Source organism: Streptomyces sp. NRRL WC-3549, from assembly GCF_000721935.1.
Lineage (GTDB): Bacteria > Actinomycetota > Actinomycetes > Streptomycetales > Streptomycetaceae > Streptomyces.
This window is the reverse complement of record NZ_KL585421.1, coordinates 107,517-116,541: the sequence shown is the minus strand read 5'-3', so window position 1 is coordinate 116,541 and position 9,025 is coordinate 107,517. Positions and strand designations below refer to the sequence as shown.

6 protein-coding genes and 3 pseudogenes are annotated in these 9,025 nt (G+C 69.1%); all 9 read left to right on the top strand.

What is annotated here, in order from left to right; genetic code table 11:
• Window positions 1-238: pseudogene (locus IH13_RS0125875) on the top strand (GNAT family N-acetyltransferase); the annotation flags it as partial.
• Window positions 239-597: 359 nt separating this feature from the next.
• The gene (ccrA, locus tag IH13_RS0125870; RefSeq protein WP_031088338.1) at window positions 598-1,935 is read left to right on the top strand and encodes a crotonyl-CoA carboxylase/reductase; all 1,338 of its coding nucleotides are present in this window, start codon (window positions 598-600) and stop codon (window positions 1,933-1,935) included.
• Between the two features lie 9 nt (window positions 1,936-1,944).
• Window positions 1,945-3,957, top strand: coding sequence for a protein meaA (locus IH13_RS0125865; protein ID WP_031088336.1), 2,013 nt, complete (start codon window positions 1,945-1,947; stop codon window positions 3,955-3,957).
• Window positions 3,954-4,928, top strand: a complete 975-nt coding sequence (locus IH13_RS0125860; RefSeq protein WP_031088335.1) for an HpcH/HpaI aldolase/citrate lyase family protein — start codon at window positions 3,954-3,956, stop codon at window positions 4,926-4,928. Before IH13_RS0125865 ends, IH13_RS0125860 begins: the two co-directional genes overlap by 4 nt.
• Window positions 4,929-4,930: 2 nt before the next feature.
• Window positions 4,931-5,464 carry a MaoC family dehydratase gene (locus tag IH13_RS0125855; protein ID WP_031088334.1) on the top strand — a complete coding sequence of 178 codons (534 nt, stop codon included), beginning with the start codon at window positions 4,931-4,933 and terminating at the stop codon, window positions 5,462-5,464.
• Entirely contained in the window at window positions 5,461-6,669 is a 1,209-nt protein-coding gene (locus tag IH13_RS0125850) for an acyl-CoA dehydrogenase family protein (RefSeq protein WP_031088333.1), read from the top strand. Before IH13_RS0125855 ends, IH13_RS0125850 begins: the two co-directional genes overlap by 4 nt.
• Before the next feature lie 181 nt (window positions 6,670-6,850).
• Window positions 6,851-7,498: a phosphatidylserine decarboxylase gene (locus IH13_RS0125845; RefSeq protein WP_031088331.1), complete on the top strand. Its 648-nt coding sequence runs from the start codon at window positions 6,851-6,853 to the stop codon at window positions 7,496-7,498.
• A 22-nt stretch (window positions 7,499-7,520) separates the two neighbouring features.
• Window positions 7,521-8,322, top strand: a pseudogene (pssA, locus tag IH13_RS38385) (CDP-diacylglycerol--serine O-phosphatidyltransferase).
• Window positions 8,323-8,541: 219 nt separating this feature from the next.
• A pseudogene (locus IH13_RS0125835) lies at window positions 8,542-9,025 on the top strand (PAS sensor protein); the annotation flags it as partial.

The following is a 9,025-nucleotide window of genomic DNA, read 5'->3' as shown; positions in this document are numbered from 1 at the left end:
AGATGTGTATAAGAGACAGGGCTTCGCCGGACTCTGGGGCGGCGGGACCGCGGCGCCCTGGCGGGGCATGGGCATCTACCGGGCCATGGTCGCCCACCGGGCCGGTCTCGCGGCCGAGCTCGGCTACCGGTACCTCCAGGTCGACGCGACCGACGACTCGGCTCCGATCCTGCGCCGGCTCGGCTTCAGCGCCCTGAGCACCACCACGCCGTACGTGTACCGCGCCACGCGCCAGTAGCACCCTCCACCGCCGGATCAATCCGGCATTCCGGCCACGATGCCGCTCATGCGTGATCCGTGGATGACAAGTGAGAGAAATTGTTGGCACTCGGTGCCTTGTCAGCTGTCACGCAGTGCCATACCTTGAAGGTGTCCGGGCGGCCGGCGCGCAGAAGACCCTTCGTGCGCCGGCTGTCCCCGCAGACCACGGTCAGCGCGCCCGGGCGCCTGCGTCACAGGCATCCCTTCCGCTCCACCGAGCACGCCGCAGCACCCGCCGAACCGACGGCACACCTCCACACCGCACCGCTCCCCTGTCCAAGGGGCTCCTGGGGCGTTCCCTCGACGCCCGGGACCCGATCTGCCGGAGGCATCACCGTGAAGGAAATCCTGGACGCGATCCAGTCGCCGGACAGCACCACCGCCGACTTCGCGGCTCTGTCCGTCCCCGAGTCCTACCGCGCCGTGACCGTGCACAAGGACGAGACCGAGATGTTCGCCGGGCTCGCCACGCGCGACAAGGACCCCCGTAAGTCCCTGCACGTGGACGAGGTGCCGGTCCCCGAACTCGGCCCCGGCGAGGCGCTGGTGGCCGTCATGGCCAGCTCGGTGAACTACAACTCCGTCTGGACCTCGATCTTCGAGCCGCTGTCGACCTTCGGCTTCCTGGAGCGCTACGGCAGGCTCAGCGAGCTCACCAGGCGCCACGACCTGCCGTACCACGTCATCGGTTCCGACCTGGCGGGCGTCGTCCTGCGCACCGGTCCCGGCGTCAACGCCTGGAACCCGGGCGACGAGGTCGTCGCGCACTGCCTCTCGGTCGAGCTGGAGTCCTCCGACGGCCACAACGACACGATGCTCGACCCCGAGCAGCGCATCTGGGGCTTCGAGACCAACTTCGGCGGCCTCGCGGAGATCGCCCTGGTGAAGTCGAACCAGCTGATGCCGAAGCCGAAGCACCTCAGCTGGGAGGAGGCCGCGGCCCCCGGCCTGGTCAACTCCACCGCGTACCGGCAGCTCGTCTCGCGCAACGGCGCGGGCATGAAGCAGGGCGACAACGTGCTGATCTGGGGGGCGAGCGGCGGACTCGGTTCGTACGCCACCCAGTTCGCCCTCGCCGGCGGCGCCAACCCGATCTGCGTCGTCTCCAGCGACCAGAAGGCCGAGATCTGCCGGAAGATGGGCGCCGAGGCGATCATCGACCGCAGCGCCGAGGACTTCCGGTTCTGGAAGGACGAGCACCACCAGGACCCGCGCGAGTGGAAGCGGTTCGGCAAGCGCATCCGTGAACTGACCGGCGGCGAGGACGTGGACATCGTCTTCGAGCACCCGGGCCGCGAGACCTTCGGCGCCAGCGTCTACGTGACCCGCAAGGGCGGCACGATCGTCACCTGCGCCTCCACCTCGGGCTACAACCACGCGTACGACAACCGCTACCTGTGGATGTCGCTCAAGCGCATCATCGGCTCCCACTTCGCCAACTACCGCGAGGCGTGGGAGGCGAACCGGCTGATCGCCAAGGGGAAGATCCACCCGACGCTCTCCAAGGTGTACTCGCTCCAGGACACCGGCCAGGCCGCGTACGACGTGCACCGCAACCTCCACCAGGGCAAGGTCGGCGTCCTCGCGCTGGCGCCCCGCGAGGGCATGGGCGTGCGCGACCCGGAGATGCGCGAACGGCACCTCGACGCCATCAACCGCTTCCGCGACGTCTGAGGTCCCGCGATGACCGAACGCCAGAAGGACCGCCCGTGGCTCATGCGGACGTACGCCGGTCATTCGACGGCCGAGGCGTCCAACGAGCTCTACCGGCGCAACCTCGCCAAGGGCCAGACCGGCCTGTCGGTCGCCTTCGACCTGCCCACCCAGACCGGCTACGACCCCGACCACGTCCTCGCCCGCGGCGAGGTGGGCCGGGTCGGGGTCCCCGTCTCGCACCTCGGTGACATGCGCCGGCTCTTCCAGGACATCCCCCTGGAGCAGATGAACACCTCCATGACGATCAACGCGACGGCGATGTGGCTGCTGGCGCTGTACCAGGTCGTCGCGGAGGAACAGGGCGCCGATCCCGCCGAGCTCCAGGGCACCACGCAGAACGACATCGTCAAGGAGTACCTCTCGCGCGGGACGCACGTCTTCCCGCCCGGGCCCTCGCTGCGGCTGACCACCGACATGATCACGTACACGGTCGACCGCATCCCCAAGTGGAACCCGATCAACATCTGCAGCTACCACCTCCAGGAGGCCGGGGCCACCCCGGTCCAGGAGATCGCGTACGCCATGTCGACGGCGATCGCCGTGCTCGACGCGGTGCGGGCGTCGGGGCAGGTCCCCGAGGACCGCTTCGGGGACGTGGTGGCCCGTATCTCCTTCTTCGTGAACGCGGGCGTCCGCTTCATCGAGGAGATGTGCAAGATGCGCGCCTTCGGGCGCATCTGGGACCGGGTGACCCGTGAGCGCTACGGCGTCGAGAACCCCCGGCAGCGGCGCTTCCGCTACGGCGTACAGGTCAACTCCCTCGGACTGACCGAGGCGCAGCCCGAGAACAACGTGCAGCGCATCGTCCTGGAGATGCTGGCCGTCACCCTGTCCAAGGACGCCCGCGCCCGGGCGGTACAGCTGCCCGCCTGGAACGAGGCGCTCGGCCTGCCCCGCCCCTGGGACCAGCAGTGGTCGCTGCGCATCCAGCAGGTACTGGCGCACGAGAGCGATCTGCTGGAGTACGAGGACATCTTCGCCGGATCGCACGTGATCGAGGCCAAGGTGGACGAGCTGGTCACCGAGTCGCTGGCCGAGATCGACCGGATCCAGCAGATGGGCGGCGCGATGGCGGCCGTCGAGTCCGGCTACCTCAAGTCGGAGCTGGTCTCCTCGCACGCGGCCCGGCGGGCCCGGATCGAGGGCGGCGAGGAGAAGATCGTCGGCGTCAACGTCTACGAGAGCACCGAGCCGAACCCGCTGACCGCCGACCTGGACGCCGCGATCATGACGGTGGACCCCGAGAACGAGGCCCGGGTCGTCGCCGCGCTGCACGCGTGGCGCGACGCCCGGGACGAGGCCCGCGCCACCGAGGCGCTGGCAGCCCTGAAGAAGGCCGCGGCGGGCACCGGGAACATGATGGAGGCGACCGTCGAGTGCGCGCGGGCGGGCGTCACCACGGGCGAGTGGGCCTGGGCCCTGCGGGACGTGTTCGGCGAGTTCCGGGCGCCCACGGGCGTCTCGTCCGCCCCGGTCGCGGTCACCGCCGAGCCGGGCACCCCGCTCGCCCTCGTCCGCGAGAAGGCCGCCCGTACCGCCGACGACCTGGGCGTGGGGCGGCTGCGGCTGCTGGTGGGCAAGCCCGGCCTGGACGGGCACTCCAACGGCGCCGAACAGATCGCCGTACGCGCCCGGGACGCCGGCTTCGAGGTGGTCTACCAGGGGATCAGGCTGACCCCCGAGCAGATCACCGACGCGGCGCTGGCCGAGGACGTGCACTGCGTCGGCCTCTCCGTCCTGTCCGGCTCGCACGCCGAGCTGGTGCCGGACGTACTGACCCGGCTGCGCGAGGCCGGTGCCACCGACATCCCGGTGATCGCGGGCGGCATCATCCCGCCGGCCGACGCGAACGCCCTGATCGCGGCGGGCGTCGCCGCGGTCTTCACCCCGAAGGACTTCGGTATCACGGAGATCATCGGCCGTATCGTCGACGAGATCCGCACAGCGAACAAGCTCGACCCTCTGGAGGTCCCCGCATGACCACGCCTACGCCGTCCCTGAACCGGCTGCGCCCGCGCCGCTCCTGCCTGGCGGTGCCCGGCTCCAACCCCCGGTTCCTGGAGAAGGCCCAGGGCCTGCCGGCCGACCAGGTCTTCCTGGACCTGGAGGACGCCTGCGCGCCGCTCGCCAAGGAGGGCGCCCGCCACACCATCGTGGACGCGCTGAACACGGGCGACTGGAGCGGCAAGACCCGGGTGGTACGGGTCAACGACTGGACGACGCACTGGACGTACCGCGACGTGGTCACGGTCGTCGAGGGCGCGGGCCAGAACCTCGACTGCGTCATGCTGCCGAAGGTCCAGGACGCCCAGCAGGTCGTGGCCCTGGACCTGCTGCTGACCCAGATCGAGAAGACGATGGGCTTCGAGGTGGGGCGCATCGGCATCGAGGCGCAGATCGAGAACGCCAAGGGGCTGGTGAACATCGACGACATCGCCGCCGCCTCGCCGCGCCTGGAGACCCTGATCTTCGGCCCGGCCGACTTCATGGCCTCCATCAACATGAAGACCCTGGTCGTGGGCGAGCAGCCGCCCGGCTACCCGGCGGACGCCTACCACTACATCCTCATGCGGATCCTGATGGCCGCCCGTGCGCACGACCTCCAGGCGATCGACGGCCCCTTCCTGCAGATCCGCGACGTGGACGCCTACCGTGAGGTGGCGGGCCGGGCCGCGGCCCTCGGCTTCGACGGCAAGTGGGTCCTGCACCCCGGCCAGGTCGACGCCGCCAACGAGGTGTTCTCGCCCTCGCAGGACGACTACGACCACGCCGAGCTGATCCTCGACGCCTACGACTGGTGCACCTCGGAGGAGGGCGGCAAGAAGGGGTCGGCGATGCTCGGCGACGAGATGATCGACGAGGCCAGCCGCAAGATGGCCCTGGTCGTCGCGGGCAAGGGCCGTGCGGCCGGAATGCGGCGCACCTCGAAGTTCGAAGCACCGGAGGCCTGATCATGCGATTCGGCCGCACATTCGAGGAATTCGAGGTCGGTGCCGTCTACAAGCACTGGCCCGGGAAAACCGTCACGGAATACGACGACCACCTCTTCTGCCTGCTGACCATGAATCACCACCCGCTGCACATGGACAGCAATTACGCGGAGAAGAGCACCGACTTCAAGCGGAACGTGGTGGTCGGCAACTACGTCTACTCGCTGCTGCTCGGCATGTCGGTGCCGGACGTCTCCGGAAAGGCCATCGCCAACCTGGAGGTGGAGTCGCTGAAACACGTGGCGCCGACCTTCCACGGCGACACGGTCTACGGCGAGACGACGGTCCTGGACAAGACCCCGTCGCGCTCCAGGAGCGACCGCGGTGTCGTCCACGTCGAGACGAAGGGCTACAAGCAGGACGGCACGCTCGTCTGCGTGTTCCGCCGCAAGGTGATGGTGCCCACCGAGACCTACGTCCAGGAGCGGGGCGGAGAGCAGCCCGGACGCCCCGAACCCGTCGAGCCGCAGAAGAAGAACGGGGAGAAGCAGCCATGAGCCGACTCGCACAGACCGCCGGCCTGACCGATGTCCAGCGGGAGATCCTCTCCACGGTCCGCGATTTCGTCGACAAGGAGATCATTCCCGTCGCCACACAACTGGAGCACCGCGACGAGTACCCGACGCAGATCGTCGAAGGGCTCACGGAACTCGGCCTGTTCGGGCTGATGATTCCGGAGGAGTACGGCGGTCTGGGCGAGTCGCTGCTCACCTACGCGCTGTGCGTCGAGGAGATCGCCCGCGGCTGGATGAGCGTGTCGGGCATCATCAACACGCATTTCATCGTGGCGTACATGCTGAAACAGCACGGTACCCAGGAGCAGAAGGACACCTTCCTGCCCCGGATGGCGCTGGGCGAGGTGCGGGGCGCGTTCTCGATGTCGGAGCCGGCGCTGGGCTCGGACGTGTCGGCGATCACGTCCAAGGGGGTGCGCGAGGAGGGCGGAGAGTACGTTCTGAACGGCCAGAAGATGTGGCTGACGAACGGCGGTACGTCCACCCTGGTCGCCGTCCTGTGCCGGAGTGACGAAGGACACCCCGAGGGCACGGCTCCGCACAAGTCGATGACGACCTTCCTGGTGGAGAAGGAGGCGGGTTTCGGCGAGGTCCGCCCCGGCCTCACCATCCCCGGGAAGATCGACAAGATGGGCTACAAGGGCGTCGACACCACCGAGCTCATCATGGACGGACTACGCATTCCGGCCAATCGCGTCCTGGGCGGAACGACCGGCCGAGGTTTTTACCAAATGATGGACGGCGTCGAAGTGGGCCGGGTGAATGTCGCGGCGCGTGGCTGCGGCGTCGCGCAGCGTGCGTTCGAACTGGGTGTCTCGTATGCCCAGCAGCGCCACACCTTCGGAAAGCCGATCGCGCAGCACCAGGCGATCCAGTTCAAATTGGCCGAAATGGCCACCAAGGTCGAAGCCGCACATGCGATGATGGTCAACGCAGCGCGCAAAAAGGACTCCGGGGAGCGGAACGACCTGGAGGCAGGGATGGCGAAGTACCTCGCCTCCGAGTACTGCAAGGAAGTCGTCGAGGACGCCTTCCGCATCCACGGCGGTTACGGCTTCTCCAAGGAGTACGAGATCGAGCGCCTCTACCGGGAGGCCCCGATGCTGCTGATCGGTGAAGGTACCGCCGAGATACAGAAAATGATCATCGGTCGCCGGCTCCTGGAGGAGTACCGGTTCCAGGGCTGATTGTCCCCTTCGAGGTGGTTTGGTGGCGAACAACATCACACCTGGTCACCCGCCTCGGGCGCCTTTCAGCTGCCGACTCGGCTGCTGGCTTGCCCAGTTGCCGCTCGTACCCGATAGCATCGCCGGAAAGCCGCCGTCCCCCCCGTTGCCAGCGCGGCATCATCCGCTACGAAGGTCATCCATGCCCGACAGCCAAACCCCTGCACCGCGCGGTGGGGTCCGCCTTGCGCGCGGAGCATCGCCGTGGCTCCTGCCGACCGTCGCCACCGCGGCCCTCAGCCTCGCCCGGGCCCGCACGTCCGGACGCTGGGCCGCCGTGGCCGTGCCCACCACCGCGCTCGCGGCGGGCATGCTGTGGTTCTTCCGCGACCCCGAGCGCGAGATCACCCAGGGTCGCGTCATCTCGCCGGCCGACGGCGTGGTGCAGAGCATCATGCCGTGGAAGGACGGGCGCACCCGCGTCGCGATCTTCATGAGCCCGCTGAACGTCCACGTCAACCGGGCACCCCTGTCCGGCACCGTGACGTCCGTCGAGCACGTCCCCGGTGGTTTCGTCCCGGCGTTCAACAAGGAGAGCGAGAACAACGAGCGCGTCGTCTGGCACTTCGACACCGAGCTCGGTGACATCGAGATGGTGCAGATCGCGGGAGCGGTCGCCCGTCGCATCGTCCCCTACGTCCCGCAGGGGACGAAGGTGGAGCAGGGAGAGCGCATCGGTCTGATCCGGTTCGGCTCGCGCGTCGACATCTACCTTCCGGAGGGTGTCGAGGCCGCGGTCGAGGTCGGCCAGGCCACCACCGCGGGGGTGACTCGCATTGACCGTGATTGATCCTGACACTCAGGCGGGCTGGGTGCCCGAGGCCGAGGAGCAGGACGACGCCGAGGACATGCCCCTCTCGCTACGGCTCTCGATAGCGGACACGCTCACCCTCGGCAACGCCACGTGCGGATTCATGGCGGTGTACTTCACCACCACGGGGATCCTCATCCCGCACCTCACGGGCAGCGACGAGTCGGGCATGGCCCGCCGTGATCCTCATGCTCATGGCGGCGGTGTTCGACCTGTTCGACGGGCTCGTGGCACGCAAGCTGCGGTCCTCGCCGATGGGCGCGGAGCTGGACAACCTCTCCGACCTGATCAGCTTCGGCCTCGCACCGGCCTATTTCGTACTGGTGTACGGAATGGTCGCGGACGACGCGTACCAGCGGGTGTCGGCGCTCGCGGCGATCGTGGTGCTGCTGGCGGTGGTGCTCAGGCTTGCGAGATTCTCCTGCGTGACGCTCAAGGACGGCATGTTCCAGGGCATGCCGAGCCCCTTCGGGGCGCTCACGGTCGTCTCGATCGTGCTCCTGGAGCTGCCGTTCGTCCCGACGCTGCTCGCAATCATCGGCGTGGCGTGGCTGATGGTCAGCCGGGTCGAGTACCCGAAGCCGCGTGGTGTCCTCGCGGTGGCGATGCTCAGCTGGATCGTGGCCGCGATGGGCCTGCTGGCCGCATGGGCGTTCGACGCCCCGGGCGGCCAGCTGCTCCTGCAGACGGGCTGCGCTCTCCAGGTCGTACTGGGGGCGGTGATCCCGCTCTTCGCCACGGCGCGGCGGGTGAACACCTTCCGTGACAACCGCCGAGAGGCACGGGCTGCACAGCTGCCCTAGCCTCGGCGCAGACAGACGGCCACGAGGGCCCGGACGCTCCCCGGCGTCCGGGCCCTCGTGCGTACGCGGCTCGCCCGGCGCGGTTCCGGCGGATGGGGAACCGCGGTTCCGGGCGGCGCCGGGGCCGTGCGGCCGCGTCCGGGAACCCTATCGGGCGTATTGTCCATATAAGGGCATGACGCCGGACACCCAGCCGTGCGACCCGAAAGGGCTGAGAGCGTGCAGGACCAAGCCGCTACCGTCGCCACCACGGGCTCGGGCACGGAGTTCCTGGACACCGCGGTCGCCCACCTCCTGCGGTGTTCCGGTGCCTCGGTGGTGATGCTGTACCTGCTGCCCCCGGGCGAGAGCACCCTGCGGCTGACGGTGCTGGCCGGGGCGCCGGGGCAGCTGGCCGCTCCGTGGAACCGGGTGAACCTCGGCGCCCCGATGCCGGTCGCGGACGCCGTACGGCACCGGTGCCTGATCTGGCTCGGCAGCCAGGAGGAGCTGGCCCGCCGCTACCCCCGCCCCGCGCTGGTGCTCCCGTACCGCTTCTGCCTGGCCGCCGCGCCCATCCGGACGGGCGACCGGGACCGGGGCGGCCTGGTGCTGCTGTGGCCGGGGGCGCATCCGCCGGAGCTGTCGTCCCCGGAACGCGAGGCCGTGGTCTCGGGCTGCCGCGGTATCGGGGGGCTCCTCCAGCAGGCCGAGAGCAGCGGGG